General features: G+C 62.3%; 16 protein-coding genes. 9 read left to right on the top strand and 7 right to left on the bottom strand.

Annotated features, from left to right (window positions below; translation table 11 throughout):
* The first annotated feature begins 19 nt into the window (after window positions 1–19).
* The 8 genes from CK910_RS19780 (at window position 20) to CK910_RS19745 (ending at window position 6474) form a co-directional block, all read left to right on the top strand.
* Window positions 20–1591 (top strand): cytochrome ubiquinol oxidase subunit I, encoded by a 1572-nt coding sequence (locus CK910_RS19780; protein ID WP_098984443.1) that lies wholly within the window; start codon window positions 20–22, stop codon window positions 1589–1591.
* Window positions 1591–2730, top strand: coding sequence for a cytochrome d ubiquinol oxidase subunit II (gene cydB, locus CK910_RS19775; protein ID WP_098984442.1), 1140 nt, complete (start codon window positions 1591–1593; stop codon window positions 2728–2730). The genes CK910_RS19780 and cydB overlap by 1 nt, the downstream gene beginning before the upstream one ends.
* A 16-nt stretch (window positions 2731–2746) precedes the next feature.
* Window positions 2747–2869 (top strand): cytochrome bd-I oxidase subunit CydX, encoded by a 123-nt coding sequence (cydX, locus tag CK910_RS19770; RefSeq protein WP_042865745.1) that lies wholly within the window; start codon window positions 2747–2749, stop codon window positions 2867–2869.
* A 77-nt stretch (window positions 2870–2946) separates the two neighbouring features.
* Entirely contained in the window at window positions 2947–3906 is a 960-nt protein-coding gene (locus CK910_RS19765) for an MBL fold metallo-hydrolase (protein WP_098984441.1), read from the top strand.
* On the top strand, window positions 3899–4228 hold the full coding sequence (locus CK910_RS19760; protein ID WP_098984440.1) for a hypothetical protein: 330 nt from the start codon (window positions 3899–3901) through the stop codon (window positions 4226–4228). Before CK910_RS19765 ends, CK910_RS19760 begins: the two co-directional genes overlap by 8 nt.
* Window positions 4216–5073: a DUF692 domain-containing protein gene (locus tag CK910_RS19755; protein WP_098984439.1), complete on the top strand. Its 858-nt coding sequence runs from the start codon at window positions 4216–4218 to the stop codon at window positions 5071–5073. Before CK910_RS19760 ends, CK910_RS19755 begins: the two co-directional genes overlap by 13 nt.
* Window positions 5066–5869 carry an HvfC family peptide modification chaperone gene (locus tag CK910_RS19750; RefSeq protein ID WP_098984438.1) on the top strand — a complete coding sequence of 268 codons (804 nt, stop codon included), beginning with the start codon at window positions 5066–5068 and terminating at the stop codon, window positions 5867–5869. The genes CK910_RS19755 and CK910_RS19750 overlap by 8 nt, the downstream gene beginning before the upstream one ends.
* Window positions 5866–6474, top strand: a complete 609-nt coding sequence (locus CK910_RS19745; RefSeq protein WP_098984437.1) for an HvfX family Cu-binding RiPP maturation protein — start codon at window positions 5866–5868, stop codon at window positions 6472–6474. The genes CK910_RS19750 and CK910_RS19745 overlap by 4 nt, the downstream gene beginning before the upstream one ends.
* Before the next feature lie 95 nt (window positions 6475–6569).
* Here the strand turns inward: CK910_RS19745 and CK910_RS19740 are convergent, their stop codons facing one another.
* The 7 genes from CK910_RS19740 to CK910_RS19710 form a co-directional block, all read right to left on the bottom strand.
* Entirely contained in the window at window positions 6570–7751 is a 1182-nt protein-coding gene (locus CK910_RS19740; RefSeq protein ID WP_098984436.1) for an MFS transporter, read from the bottom strand.
* 274 nt (window positions 7752–8025) lie between these two features.
* Window positions 8026–8829 carry a 2,5-didehydrogluconate reductase DkgB gene (gene dkgB / locus CK910_RS19735; protein WP_098984435.1) on the bottom strand — a complete coding sequence of 268 codons (804 nt, stop codon included), beginning with the start codon at window positions 8827–8829 and terminating at the stop codon, window positions 8026–8028.
* Between the two features lie 115 nt (window positions 8830–8944).
* Complete coding sequence (locus tag CK910_RS19730; RefSeq protein ID WP_098984434.1) at window positions 8945–9241, bottom strand: putative quinol monooxygenase; 297 nt, start codon at window positions 9239–9241, stop codon at window positions 8945–8947.
* Window positions 9242–9416: 175 nt separating this feature from the next.
* Window positions 9417–9779: a VOC family protein gene (locus CK910_RS19725; RefSeq protein WP_098984433.1), complete on the bottom strand. Its 363-nt coding sequence runs from the start codon at window positions 9777–9779 to the stop codon at window positions 9417–9419.
* Between the two features lie 118 nt (window positions 9780–9897).
* The gene (locus CK910_RS19720; RefSeq protein ID WP_098984432.1) at window positions 9898–10134 is read right to left on the bottom strand and encodes a hypothetical protein; all 237 of its coding nucleotides are present in this window, start codon (window positions 10132–10134) and stop codon (window positions 9898–9900) included.
* A 57-nt stretch (window positions 10135–10191) separates the two neighbouring features.
* The gene (locus CK910_RS19715; protein WP_098984431.1) at window positions 10192–10392 is read right to left on the bottom strand and encodes a hypothetical protein; all 201 of its coding nucleotides are present in this window, start codon (window positions 10390–10392) and stop codon (window positions 10192–10194) included.
* 108 nt (window positions 10393–10500) lie between these two features.
* Window positions 10501–10857 (bottom strand): DUF6404 family protein, encoded by a 357-nt coding sequence (locus CK910_RS19710; RefSeq protein ID WP_098984430.1) that lies wholly within the window; start codon window positions 10855–10857, stop codon window positions 10501–10503.
* A 194-nt stretch (window positions 10858–11051) separates the two neighbouring features.
* Between CK910_RS19710 and CK910_RS19705 the strand changes: the two genes are divergently transcribed.
* Complete coding sequence (locus tag CK910_RS19705; protein ID WP_043135247.1) at window positions 11052–11954, top strand: LysR substrate-binding domain-containing protein; 903 nt, start codon at window positions 11052–11054, stop codon at window positions 11952–11954.
* Window positions 11955–12033 lie beyond the last annotated feature (79 nt).

Genomic DNA, 12033 nt, shown 5'->3' with positions numbered 1-12033 from the left:
CAACAAAAGAGAGTGACGCATGATCAATCTGGATGACGTGGTCAGCCTGTCGCGCCTGCAATTTGGCGCCACGGCCATGTTCCACTTCCTGTTTGTGCCCCTCACGCTGGGGCTGTCCTGGATCCTGGTGATCGCAGAGTCGGCCTATGTGATGACCGGCAAGGTGATCTATCAGGACATCACCCGCTTCTGGGGCAAGCTGTTTGGCATCAACTTCGTCATGGGGGTGACCACAGGCATTACCCTGGAGTTCCAGTTCGGCACCAACTGGGCCTACTACTCCCAGTATGTGGGGGACATCTTCGGCACCCCGCTGGCGGTGGAGGGGTTGATGGCCTTCTTCCTCGAGTCGACCCTGGTCGGGCTCTTCTTCTTCGGCTGGGACAAGCTCTCCCGCGGTCAGCACCTGCTGGTGACCATGCTGGTGGCGCTCGGCTCCAATCTCTCCGCGCTCTGGATCCTGATCGGTAACGGCTGGATGCAGAACCCGGTGGGTGCCGAGTTCAATCTGGTGACCCAGCGCATGGAGCTGGTGGATATCGCCGCCGTGCTGCTCAACCCTGTGGCCCAGGTCAAGTTCGTGCACACTGTGGCGGCGGGCTATGTGGCCGCCTCCCTGTTCGTGATGGGGGTGAGCAGCTGGTATCTGCTGCGCCGCATGGAGGTGCGCTTCGCCCTGCGATCCTTCGCCATCGCCTCCGGCTTCGGGCTGGCCGCCATCCTCTCGGTCATCGTGCTGGGGGACGAGTCGGGCTACCGCACCGGCGAGGTACAGAAGGTCAAGCTCGCCGCCATCGAGGCGGAGTGGGAGACGGAACCTGCGCCTGCGTCATTCACCCTGTTCGGCTTCCCGGATCAGGGCGCCGAGACCACCCATGCCGCGGTCAAGATCCCGTATCTGATGGGGATCATCGCCACCCGCTCTCTCGATGAGGCGGTGACCGGCATCAAGGAACTCAAGGTGCAGCACGAGGCACGCATCCGCAGCGGCATGGTGGCGGCCGGGGCGCTCGAGCAGATCCGCGCGGGCAACGACTCGGCCGAAAACCGCGCGCTGTTCGATCGGCACGGCCAGGATCTCGGCTACGGGCTGCTGCTCACTCCCTATGCCAGCGACATCGCCAAGGCCGGTGAGGCCGAGATAGCAAAAGCGGTGGAGGACTCGGTGCCGCAGGTAGCGCCGCTGTTCTGGGGCTTTCGCATCATGGTCGGGCTTGGGATGCTTATGCTGGGGCTGTTCGTGGCAGGTTTTGTCCAGCTCTGCCGCAACCGGCTGCTCGGGTCACCCTGGCTGTTGAAGGCGCTGTTGTGGAGCATTCCGCTGCCTTGGATAGCCATCGAAGCGGGCTGGTTCGTGGCCGAGTTCGGTCGTCAGCCCTGGACCATCAGCGACGTGCTGCCGGTATCGGCCTCCGTCTCTTTGCTGCAGCCGGGCCAGCTCTGGTTCAGCCTCATCGCCATCTGCCTCATCTACTCCTGCCTGCTGGTGGTGGAGCTGTTCCTGCTGCGCCACGTGATCCGCCAGGGGCCCGCCATTCTTCATACCGGCCGCTACCGCGGTGAACAACCTGAACTTGCGAGGATCGCCTGATGGACTACGCAACCCTGAAACTCATCTGGTGGGGGCTGGTGCTCTTCATGATGGTCGGTTTTATCGTGATGGATGGCTTCGATCTCGGCATCGCCATGCTGCTGCCGGTGGTGTCGAAAGATGACGAAGACCGGCGACTGGTGATCAACAGCGTGGGGCCCGTGTGGGAGGGCAACCAGGTGTGGCTCATCGCCGGGGCTGGCGCCCTGTTCGCCGCCTGGCCGCTGGTCTATGCCGCCGCCTTCTCGGCGCTCTATGTACCCTTCATGTTCCTGCTGTTCGGCCTCTTCCTGCGTCCGGTCGGTTTTGACTATCGCAGCAAGCTGGCCGACCCGGTGTGGCGCCGCTGGTGGGACAGAGCCCTGGTGGCCGGTGGCCTGGTGCCGACCCTGGTGCTCGCCGCCGCCATCGCGCTGGTGATGCAGGGGCTGCCGTTTCGCTTCGACAGTGCACTGCGCCTGCACTATGGCCCGTTTGACTGGCATTGGGGTTGGTTCGCCAGCGTGGTGGCGACCGGGGTGAGCCTGCTGTTGCTGCATGGTGCCAGCTTCCTGCAAGCCAAGGTGGAGGGGACTCCTGCGCTGCGTGCCCGTGGTCTCGCCATCCTGCTGGCCCCCCTGGTGACCCTCTGCTACCTGCTGGCCGGCTGGCATCTGCTGGACTTGCCCGGCTATCAGTTGACCGGTCTGGCGGGCCAGCCCTTTGACCCCAACGCGGCCATCAGTCCGCTGATGAAGGGGGTGATCCCCCAGTCCAGCGGCTGGCTTGGCAACTACTTCGACTACCCGCTGCTGTGGCTGGTGCCACTTGTCGGGGCATTGGCGCCGCTGGCAAGCGGCATCGCCGCCTGGCTGGAGAAGGGGCGGCTGGCGCTGCTGGCGAGCGGCCTGACCTGCGCCGCCATGCTCTGCTCGGTGGCCATCGCCCTGTTCCCCTTCGTGCTGCCCTCGTCGCTGGATCCGGCGAGCAGCCTGACCCTGTGGGATGGCACCTCCAGCTACAAGACCCTGGCGATCATGTTCGGGATAGTGCTGGTGCTGATGCCCATCAACCTCGGCTACACCGGCTGGGTCTACCGGGTGGTGCGTGGCAAGCTCGACCGTGCCCGCATCAAGCGCGACAGCCATCAACTCTACTGACCTCAAGGGAGCCGCTATGTGGTACTTCACCTGGATTTTGGGCCTGGGTTTCGCCCTGCTGCTCGGTCTGTGCAACCTGCTCTGGCTGGAAGCTCGCTGGGAAGCCGATGAACGGGACGACAATCCGCCCCACCTCTGACCCGTCGGCTGGGGGATGCACCCAGGTGCAGCGCCTCGGCCAACCTCTCTTGTCATACAACCGACAGGTAGTCCGTTATGAAACAGACATTGAAAGCGGTGGCGCTGGCCATCGGCTGCGCGCTTGCCGCCGCCCAGGCGAATGCCGAACCGGTACAACTGACCCCGCTGGACAAAGCCTTCACCCTGCAGGTTCTCGGCAGTGGCGGTCCCATCTCCGACGATCTGCGTGCCTCCTCCAGCGAGGTGATCTGGTGGAAGGGGAAATCCCGCATCCTGATCGATGCCGGTGGCGGCGTTTATCTACGCTTCGGCCAGGCGGGGGCCAAGCTCGAAGAGGTCGATTTTATCGGCATCACCCACTTTCACACCGACCATGTGACCGACCTGCCCGCCCTGCTCAAGGGGGCCTACTTCTTCGAGCGCAGCGATCCGCTGGATCTGGCGGGGCCGCAAGCCGGCTCGGCCTTCCCCAGCATGAGCGGCTACTTTGATGCCCTCTTCAACAAGGACAAGGGCGCCTATGCCTACCTGAGCGGCTTCAAGGATGGCAGCGATGGCCTCTTCCCCATCACATTGCACGATGTGCCCTATCAGAGCCCGCAGCCCCACACTGTCTATCAGCAGGATGGTTTGACCATCACCGCGCTCGGCATCCCTCACGGTGACGTGCCCTGTCTGGCCTATCGCATCGAGAGTGCCGAGGGGACCATCGTCATCTCGGCGGATCAGAACGGCAGCAACCCGGCCTTTGTGCCGTTTGCCAAGGGGGCCGACATTCTGGTGATGCCGCTCGCCATCCACGAAGCGGCCGACCCTGTTTCCGCCTCGCTCCATGCCAAACCGTCGGTGGTGGCCAGGATTGCCGCCGAGATAAACCCCAGGCTGCTGGTGCTGAACCACTGGATGGGGGTCGGCCTCCATCACAAGAAAGAGGCGATGGCCATCGTCAAGCAGCAGTTCCACGGCCAGGTGGTGGCCGCCCGCGATCTCTCCAGTTACCCCGTCTCATCCGTCAAGGAGTCCAACCATGAGTAATGCAAGCAACAACAAGAGCACCGGCAAACTGACTCTCTCCATCGCCATGACCGGCTTGATCGCCCTGACCCCCGGGTTGGCGCTGGCGGCCACCCCGAGCGAGGCGCCGGTGAAGGCGGCGCCGAGCGAACAGCATGGCGGCAAGTGTGCGGCTGGCAAGTGCGGCACCGAGAAGCGCTTCGAAAAGCAGGCTTTAGACAGCGATCCGCAGGGTCGGCTGGTGCGTGCCCGTGACGGCAAGTGCGGCGTGGCAGAGCAGGGGATCGATGGCGATACCTCGCGCAAGGGCAGCAAGATGACGGAGGGGGTATGCGGCCAATAAGCTCCCGCAGTCGGGGGGTCGGGCTGCGTCAGGAGCATCTGGATGCGCTCTGTAGCGGCCCCATACGCCCCGGCATCGACTTTCTCGAGCTGGCGCCGGAGAACTGGATGGCCATCGGCGGCGCCAAGCGGGCGCAGTTGCATCAGCTGGCCGAGCGTTACCCGCTGGTGGCCCACGGGCTCAGCCTCTCCCTCGGCGATTGTCAGCCGCTCAATCGGACTCTGCTTGGCCAGATCCGCACCTTTCTGGACGAGTTCGGCATCGGGCTCTACAGCGAGCACCTGAGCTTTTCCCGCGACCAGCAGGGATATCTCTACGAGCTCTTACCGGTGCCGCGCCAGTGGGAGAACATCCCTTATCTGGCAGCGCGGATCGAGCAGGTGCAGGAGGCGCTGGCCCGCCCGCTGGTGCTGGAGAATATCTCCTACTACCACGGCTATGAGCACGAGATGCCGGAGGAGGATTTTCTCGCCGAGCTGGTGGCGCGCAGCGGTTGCGAGCTGCTGCTCGATATCAACAACGTTTTTGTGAACAGCCGCAATCACGGCTACTGCCCCAAGCGGATGATCGCCGGATTGCCGGGCAGTGCGATCCGCTACTTCCATATCGCTGGCCATCTGGAAGAGGCGGACGGCACCTTGCTCGACACGCATGGTCGCCCGGTGTGCGAGGCGGTGGTGGCGCTGGCCCGTTATACGGTGCAGACCCACGGTCTGCGCCCCCTGCTGCTGGAGCGGGATCACCATCTGCCGCCTCTGGCAGAGCTGGAGGCCGAGCTGGCCCGGGTGCATGGCGCCTGCTGCGAGGCGCTCGACAGTCAGGTGCGGGAGGTGCGCTATGGATAGGCGGTTATCACTGATCACCGCGCCCAAAGTGGCCCCACAGCGGATGCAGCAGCAGACCGCCTGGCTGGCGAGCCGGGTGCGGTTGCCGCAGGATGGCATCGCCAGCCAGTATGCCCGCAGCGTGCGCGCCAATGTGGAGTCGGTGCTGGAGAGCGCGTTTCCGCTCACCCACGGCCACTGGGCGCCGGTGGACAGATGGCAGCTGGTGGAGGGCTTTGTCGCCTACCACGGCGCCGATGCCCCCGAGTTTCACCATATTGCCACCGAGTTTGTCCGCTATGTGCAGCATCGCCACGGCGAGGGCTCCCTCAACTGGTCAAGGCAGCGGCTGGCGCTGCTGGAGTATGAGTGGGCCTGCCTGTGTGTCGAGATTGACGAAGGGGTGGTGCCGCAAGTTGTGCCGTGGGAGGAGGTGACGGCGGAGAGTCCACTTTGGCTCAATCCCACCCTGCAACTGCTTGAGCTCCCCTTTGCCATTAGCCGCAGCGGCGTGGTGCCGACCCGGCAGGGCAACCACTTCTATGGTCTGTTTCGCAGCCCGGATCATCAGGTGGTGACCCAGCGGTTGCGCGAATGGGATGTGGCGCTGATCCAGCTGTTGCAACAGCAGCCGGGGCTTAGCCGAACGGCGTTCCAGCAACAGGTTCAACAGGTTCAACAGGTTCGCAGCGATTTTGATCTGACCGAATGGGCGCGCCATTTTCACCGGCTTGGTCTGCTGACGCAGCCTGTTGGCGAGCGCCAGCCCGGCGCCCCCTTGCCCTCATTTAGCAAACACCAAGGAGAATTTCCATGAACAACACCCTGATCCAGTGGTACGAGCGGGCGGTCGCCCAGTGCAAGCGGCTCGATTTTCTGGCCCTGCTGGCCATTCGCCTCTATTTGATTCCGGTCATCTATGTGGGGGCCCACTCCAAGGTGGTGGGCTTTGCCGGTACCGTTGCCTGGTTTGGCGCGCCGGCCTCGGAAGGGGGGCTCAACCTGCCGTTCCCGACCCTGCTCGCCTTTCTGGCGGCGGGTACCGAGGTGCTGGGTTGCATCTGCATCGCCCTTGGCCTCTTTACCCGCATCATGGCTATTCCCACCATCTTCCTGATGAGTGTGGCCAGCGCCATGGTGCACTGGAAGCACGGCTGGGACGCCATCGCCACCGGCAGCATGGAGGCCACCTTGCGTCTTAACGGTTTTATCGAGTGGCTGGCCGCCAACTTCCCCGGTCGCTACAACTACATCACCGAGCTGGGAGACCCCGTGATGCTCAACAACGGTATGGAGTTTGCCGCCACCTACTTCGTGATGTTGCTGGTGCTGCTGGTGTACGGCGGGGGTCGCTATGTCAGCCTCGACTACTGGCTCACGCGAGCAGTGAACCGAGGGGCCATTCGCCCGCAGGCGGCATAACAACAAGCAAAAATAGCAGAGCGTGAAAAAACGAGCGGCATGTGCCGCTCGTTTTCATTGGGAGAAGAGAAGGGGCTTGCGGCTGGTCTGTGCCCTCAATACTGGGGGCAGGCCAGTGCCAATCTGGCCTCGCGCTTCTCGCTGACGTGGGTCAGGCCGTAGGCCAGCAGCACGATCAGCGCGCCTATCCAGGGGGTGTGCATCAGCCCCAGGTGCTCCACTACAAAGCCACCAACGACAGAACCCAAGGCGATGCCGACGTTGAAGGCGGCGATGTTGAGGCCGGAGGCCACGTCCACGGCGTTGGGGGTATGGATCTCGGCCTGCTTGACCACCAGTACCTGCAACCCAGGCACGTTGCCAAAGGCGAAGGCACCCCACACCAGCACGGTCAGCACCGCCAGCACCGGATGGGGCGCGGTGAAGGTGAGCATCAGCAGGATGACAGCCAATCCGGCAAACATCAGCTTCAGGGCGGGCAATGGGCCCATCTTGTCCGCCAGCTTGCCGCCCCAGATGTTGCCGAACGCCACTGATACTCCGTACACCAGCAGGATCAGGCTCACCGCGTTGGCGCCAAAGCCACTCACCTGTTGCAAGATGGGGGCGAGGAAGGTAAACGCCGTGAAGGCGCCGCCGTAGCCGAGTGCTGTCTTGGCGTAGACCAGCAGCAGCGGCTTCTTGGTCAGCACCAGCAGTTGTTCACGAATGCTGGAGGCCGCACCCTTGGGCAGGTTGCTCGGGATCAGCAGCAGGCTGCCCACCATGGCGATGAGGCCCAAGAGGCTCACCACCAGGAAGGTCTCGCGCCAGCCAAACTGTTGGCCAATCCAGGTGCCGAGCGGCACGCCGGTGACCAGGGCGACGGTCAGGCCGCTGAACATGATGGCGATGGCGCTGGCCGCCTTCTCCCTGGCCACTAGGCCAGTGGCTATGGTGGAGCCCACCGAGAAGAAGACCCCGTGGGCCAGCCCGGTCAGCACCCGGGCGACGATCAGGCTCTCGTAGCCTGGAGCCTGCCAGGCGAGCAGGTTGCCGGCGGTGAACAGCGCCATCAGCCCCACCAGCAGCCACTTGCGCGGCAGCTTGCCGGTGAGGGCGGTCAACAGCGGCGCACCTATGGCGACGCCGAGGGCGTAGAGGCTGACCAAGAGGCCTGCGGAGGGCAGGGAGACATGAAGTTGCTCGGCTATGGTGGGAATGAGCCCCACTATCACAAATTCGGTGGTGCCGATCGCAAAGGCACTCAGGGTGAGGGCAAATAACGCCAGTGGCATACAAACTCCTTGGATAGGGACTCCCGACGGGAGAATGGCGCCAGTATGCCGATGACTTTTGTTGGCAAAAATGACGATGACATCAAATTACTTTTGCTTAATCAGCAGCAATCATCGCGATGGAGCGGGTCTTATCGGGCGGGGAATTGCGTGGGTGGCGCACAAAACCCAAAAAAGCGGGAGGCATGGTGCCTCCCGCTTGGGGTCGAAGAGATGTCCCGAACTGTTGTTCTCCCTTCTCCCCTGGCGGGAGAAGGGCCGGGGATGAGGGGGATCAGTCCCAGGCCGGTGCGAAGTCCGGATTGGCGCAGCGCTCACCCCGCTCCAGAGTGGCGATCTGGGCCATCTCGTCGGGACTGAGCTGGACCTTGAGGGCGGCCAGGTTGGCGGCCTGGTTCTCCCGCTTGGTAGAGCTCGGGATCACCGTCATGCCCTGGGCCAGCAGCCAGGCCAGCGACACCTGGGCCGCCGAGACGCCGTGGTGTTTGCCGATCTCGATCAGGAGCGGCTCGGTGAGCACCTTGCCATAGGCCAGCGGCATATAGGCGGTGATGGCGATGCCCTGCTCGCGGCAGAACTCCACCACCTTGCGGTTTTGCAGCAATGGGTGGATCTCCACCTGCTGGTGGGCGATGGCGCCCGGCCCCAGGATCTCGATGGCCTGTTTGAGCTGGGCCACAGTGAAGTTGGATACCCCTATCTCCCGGGTCAGGCCTTGCGCCTTGGCCTCGGCCAGCTGCTCCAGGTAGACCGCCATCGGCACCTCATCCTTGGGGGAGGGCCAGTGGATCAGCGCCAGATCCAGATAATCGGTGCGCAGTTTCGCCAAGCTGGTCTTGAGGCTGGGGATCAGCTTGCCCGGGCCGAACTCGCTGGTCCATACCTTGGTGGTGAGGTAGATATTCGAGCGAGGGACAGCAGTGCTGGCCAGCACCTCGCCCACTTCGCTTTCGTTGTCGTAAATCTGGGCGGTATCGATATGGCGATAGCCGAGCGCCAGGCCGGTATTCAGGGTTGCAAGCAGGGGCTCACCTTTCAGGCGAAAGGTGCCCAGACCCATGGCGGGCATTTTCATCATCTATTTCCTCAAATGGGGTGGTTGGCCCTTGCCCAGAGCAAGGGGGTTGGCTCGGTGCAAAGGCCGTGGCGGCGTTGCAAGTTGGCAGCGCCATCGTCAACGAGTCTCGGGATATTCAGGCCGGCAGTCGGCGGTAATTGCGAATATGGCTGCTGGCAAACCAGGGATCGGCCCTGGCGACAAACGCGAGGAAGTGAGCTTGCTGCTGGTGGGCTTTGAGCGCGGCTTCGCTCTCCCACTCTTCGTGCAGCATCCAGCCATGGGGGTTGTCCAGGCTCTGGTGCAACTGGTAACGCAGGCAGCCGGCCTCCTGCAGGGTGGCCGCTATCAGCGGCTCAAGGGCGGCCCGAAACTGGGTGGAAAATTCGGGTTTGGCTTCAAGTTGGGCAATCACAATCACGGGTGCTGACATCTGAACCTCCTTGCAAAAACGAAGGTCAGTATGCCTGCCGCAGGGGGAGGGAAATAGGGCAACAGCCGCAAAACACTATTGAGGAAAGAGCAGCAATGAATGGACAGACGCGATGTGGGGGTGAGGAGGTCAATGAAGCAAATGGAGCAGGGAGTGCCGGGGCACCCCCTTGCCATCAGGTATTGGCGGGCTCAGACCAGACTGCAAATTCATTGCCGCTGGGCTCGACGAAGTGGAAACGGCGACCACCGGGGAAGTCGAACAGGGGTCGTACTATGGAGCCCCCGGCGCTGGCCACCTTGCTCTGGGTCGCCACGATATCGGCACTGTAGAACACCAGCAGGGCGCCACCTTGAGCCGTGCTGCTGCACAGATCCGCCTTATAGAAACCGCCGTCCAGCCCCTCATCGGCAAAGGCGCAGTAGTCGGGGCCATAATCGACAAACTGCCAGCCGAAGGCGGCCTGAAAGAAGGCCTTGGTGGCCGCGAGATCCCGCGCCGCAAACTCCACATAGTTCAGTTTTTCATGGGCTTTCATGCTGTTTTGCTCCCTGCGTGTCCATCTTGTGTCAAGAAGAGGCTGATTAAAGAGTGCCTGGTTAACAATACCCCATCAAATCATTTCCCTGAAATTGTGGCGCTGGCAAAACGGAAGGCTATTTGAACTCTTCGCCGTGGTTTTCCAGTCGCTCCAGTCCGCACTGCTGGCACACCACATAGCGGTCGAGCAGCTCAAGTGCGGCTATGCCATGACCGCCGACCCCGGAGAAAAATCCGTTGAGAAACGCCCTGAACTGGCCGCTGCGGGTCTTGGGATAAGGGGAGGGCTTCTGTTTTATCCGCTTGCTGTGCTCTGTATCCATTCCACAGCGGGGGCAACACTGTCTGGTCATTCGTTGCACTCTTCTTTGTGGTTTGAAACCGTGGGCCTCGACCCGTTTATCGACGGTTTAGAACAGGGCTGCCATGATGAACGGTTTCAGAATGTTGGCGCCCCCAGTGCTGATGGGAATGTAAAAAATGAGTGGGACAGGATCCTTGCTGCATCTGTAGGTGTGCCAACTTCTGTTGTGATGGCGCAGAACCCGGTAGATGATCAGCAGGCCACCGAAGAAAAGGGTTAGCGCAAAGGTGACGACAAAATCCAGCAAAATCAGAGCTCCATGTAGGCAAGAACCGTTTTTTATAGGTGCAGCAGCATTATGTCCAGAGCCATATGGGTGGACTTGTCCCTTTGCCACCACTCATGCCTGCAAATGTTACTCCTTGCCCAGCTGCTCCCATGGGGTCAATTTCAGTTGCTTGCAGCGAAACCAGAACCAGCTCGCCATGGTGGGGCCAAAGAAACTGACAAACAGGGCCGTTTGATACAGAGCCGCTGCCGGCGCGATTCCCGTCCCGCGCCAGCTGAAAAACCACATCAACAGACCCCAGAACAGCCCTATGCTGATGCCAAACCCGAGAACGTTGGCTAGCCAGCCCTGATAGTGAGGCGGTTTGACCGGGCAACCCAGCCTGCGCAGCAGTCTGAACAGGGGAGGATTGTAGTTGGCGTGCCATACCCCTTTGCTGGCCAGCTCCTGATGGGCTGCTGCCAGTCGTTCTTCGAATGTCATGGTTTCCTTCCTTGTCAGATTGTGGCGCCATACGATGCCGTTTTGGCTGCATTGTACCGGCAATGGGCGAGTCTGGTTTGAGCTGGCCATCACGTTATTTATCTGTGCAAACAAAGATGTGGCACCAGAGCTCACTTGCCAATCCACAGCCACTGCGCCTATAAAGGCCCATTACTCTTGTCTGGATAACAGCAATGAAGACCCATTCTGATGAACTGACCCTGTTTGTGGCCGTGGTGGAGGCGGGCAGTTTTCGCCAGGCGGCGGAGAACCTCGGCATGGACAACTCCGTAGTGAGTCGCGGCATCAAGCGGCTGGAGGAGAAGCTTGCGACCGTGCTGCTCAACCGCACCACCCGCCGGGTCAGCCTGACCGAGGAGGGGAGCTGGTTCTATCAGCGGGCCGTGAAGATTCTGACCGAGATGAGCGAGGCTGAGGGGCACCTGCTCAGCCGCAAGGAGCAGCCGGAGGGGATTTTGAGGGTCGATGCGGCCACCCCCTTTATCCTGCACCGGCTGGTGCCCATCATAGGCGAGTTTCGCCGCCGCTATCCCGGCATCGAGCTGCAGCTGCACAGCTCGGAGGGTTTCATCAACCTGATGGAGCGGCGTGTGGACATGGCCATCCGCATCGGCGAACTGACCGACTCTTCCCTGCGCGCCCTGCCGCTCGGCCACTCACGGCTGCGGTTGCTGGCATCCCCCGCTTACCTGAGCGAGCGCGGCACCCCGCGCCAGCCGGCGGATCTGCTGGCGGGTCACGAGCTGCTGGGCTTTTTGCACCCCGATCACCTCAACCACTGGCCGCTGCTCAGTGCCGAGCAGGGGGATCGCTTTCCTATTACCCCGACCCTGCGCGCCAGCAGCGGCGAGACCTTGCGTCAGCTGGCGCTGGCGGGGCAGGGGATCGTCTGCCTGTCTGACTTTATGACAGGGCCGGATCGGGCGAGCGGCGCCCTGGTGGAGGTGCTGGCCCGCAGCAACAGCGGCGCCTCGCGCCCCATCAATGCGGTGTTCTACTCCGATGCCCAGCGCGACATCCGGCTGCGGGTCTGGCTCGACTTTATCAAGGAGCAGCTCGGTAGCCATACCCTATGATGGCGGCGTTTAAGGGCTGACACTCTTCCGGCCAAAGGGGAGGGGATGTTGGCGACCAGCCATGACAACCAGGCTGCAT

Source organism: Aeromonas sp. CA23, assembly GCF_002587065.1.
Classification (GTDB): domain Bacteria; phylum Pseudomonadota; class Gammaproteobacteria; order Enterobacterales; family Aeromonadaceae; genus Aeromonas; species Aeromonas bestiarum.
The sequence above is the reverse complement of the archived record's forward strand: the minus strand, read 5'-3'. Positions and strand labels throughout refer to the sequence as shown.

What these genes read in the sequence shown, in the direction of transcription:
- CK910_RS19780 (WP_098984443.1), top strand. Translation starts at nt 20, where the DNA reads ATGATCAATCTGGATGACGTGGTCAGCCTGTCGCGCCTGCAATTTGGC.
- cydB (WP_098984442.1), top strand. Translation starts at nt 1,591, where the DNA reads ATGGACTACGCAACCCTGAAACTCATCTGGTGGGGGCTGGTGCTCTTC.
- cydX (WP_042865745.1), top strand. Translation starts at nt 2,747, where the DNA reads ATGTGGTACTTCACCTGGATTTTGGGCCTGGGTTTCGCCCTGCTGCTC.
- CK910_RS19765 (WP_098984441.1), top strand. Translation starts at nt 2,947, where the DNA reads ATGAAACAGACATTGAAAGCGGTGGCGCTGGCCATCGGCTGCGCGCTT.
- CK910_RS19760 (WP_098984440.1), top strand. Translation starts at nt 3,899, where the DNA reads ATGAGTAATGCAAGCAACAACAAGAGCACCGGCAAACTGACTCTCTCC.
- CK910_RS19755 (WP_098984439.1), top strand. Translation starts at nt 4,216, where the DNA reads ATGCGGCCAATAAGCTCCCGCAGTCGGGGGGTCGGGCTGCGTCAGGAG.
- CK910_RS19750 (WP_098984438.1), top strand. Translation starts at nt 5,066, where the DNA reads ATGGATAGGCGGTTATCACTGATCACCGCGCCCAAAGTGGCCCCACAG.
- CK910_RS19745 (WP_098984437.1), top strand. Translation starts at nt 5,866, where the DNA reads ATGAACAACACCCTGATCCAGTGGTACGAGCGGGCGGTCGCCCAGTGC.
- CK910_RS19740 (WP_098984436.1), bottom strand. Translation starts at nt 7,751, where the DNA reads ATGCCACTGGCGTTATTTGCCCTCACCCTGAGTGCCTTTGCGATCGGC.
- dkgB (WP_098984435.1), bottom strand. Translation starts at nt 8,829, where the DNA reads ATGATGAAAATGCCCGCCATGGGTCTGGGCACCTTTCGCCTGAAAGGT.
- CK910_RS19730 (WP_098984434.1), bottom strand. Translation starts at nt 9,241, where the DNA reads ATGTCAGCACCCGTGATTGTGATTGCCCAACTTGAAGCCAAACCCGAA.
- CK910_RS19725 (WP_098984433.1), bottom strand. Translation starts at nt 9,779, where the DNA reads ATGAAAGCCCATGAAAAACTGAACTATGTGGAGTTTGCGGCGCGGGAT.
- CK910_RS19720 (WP_098984432.1), bottom strand. Translation starts at nt 10,134, where the DNA reads ATGACCAGACAGTGTTGCCCCCGCTGTGGAATGGATACAGAGCACAGC.
- CK910_RS19710 (WP_098984430.1), bottom strand. Translation starts at nt 10,857, where the DNA reads ATGACATTCGAAGAACGACTGGCAGCAGCCCATCAGGAGCTGGCCAGC.
- CK910_RS19705 (WP_043135247.1), top strand. Translation starts at nt 11,052, where the DNA reads ATGAAGACCCATTCTGATGAACTGACCCTGTTTGTGGCCGTGGTGGAG.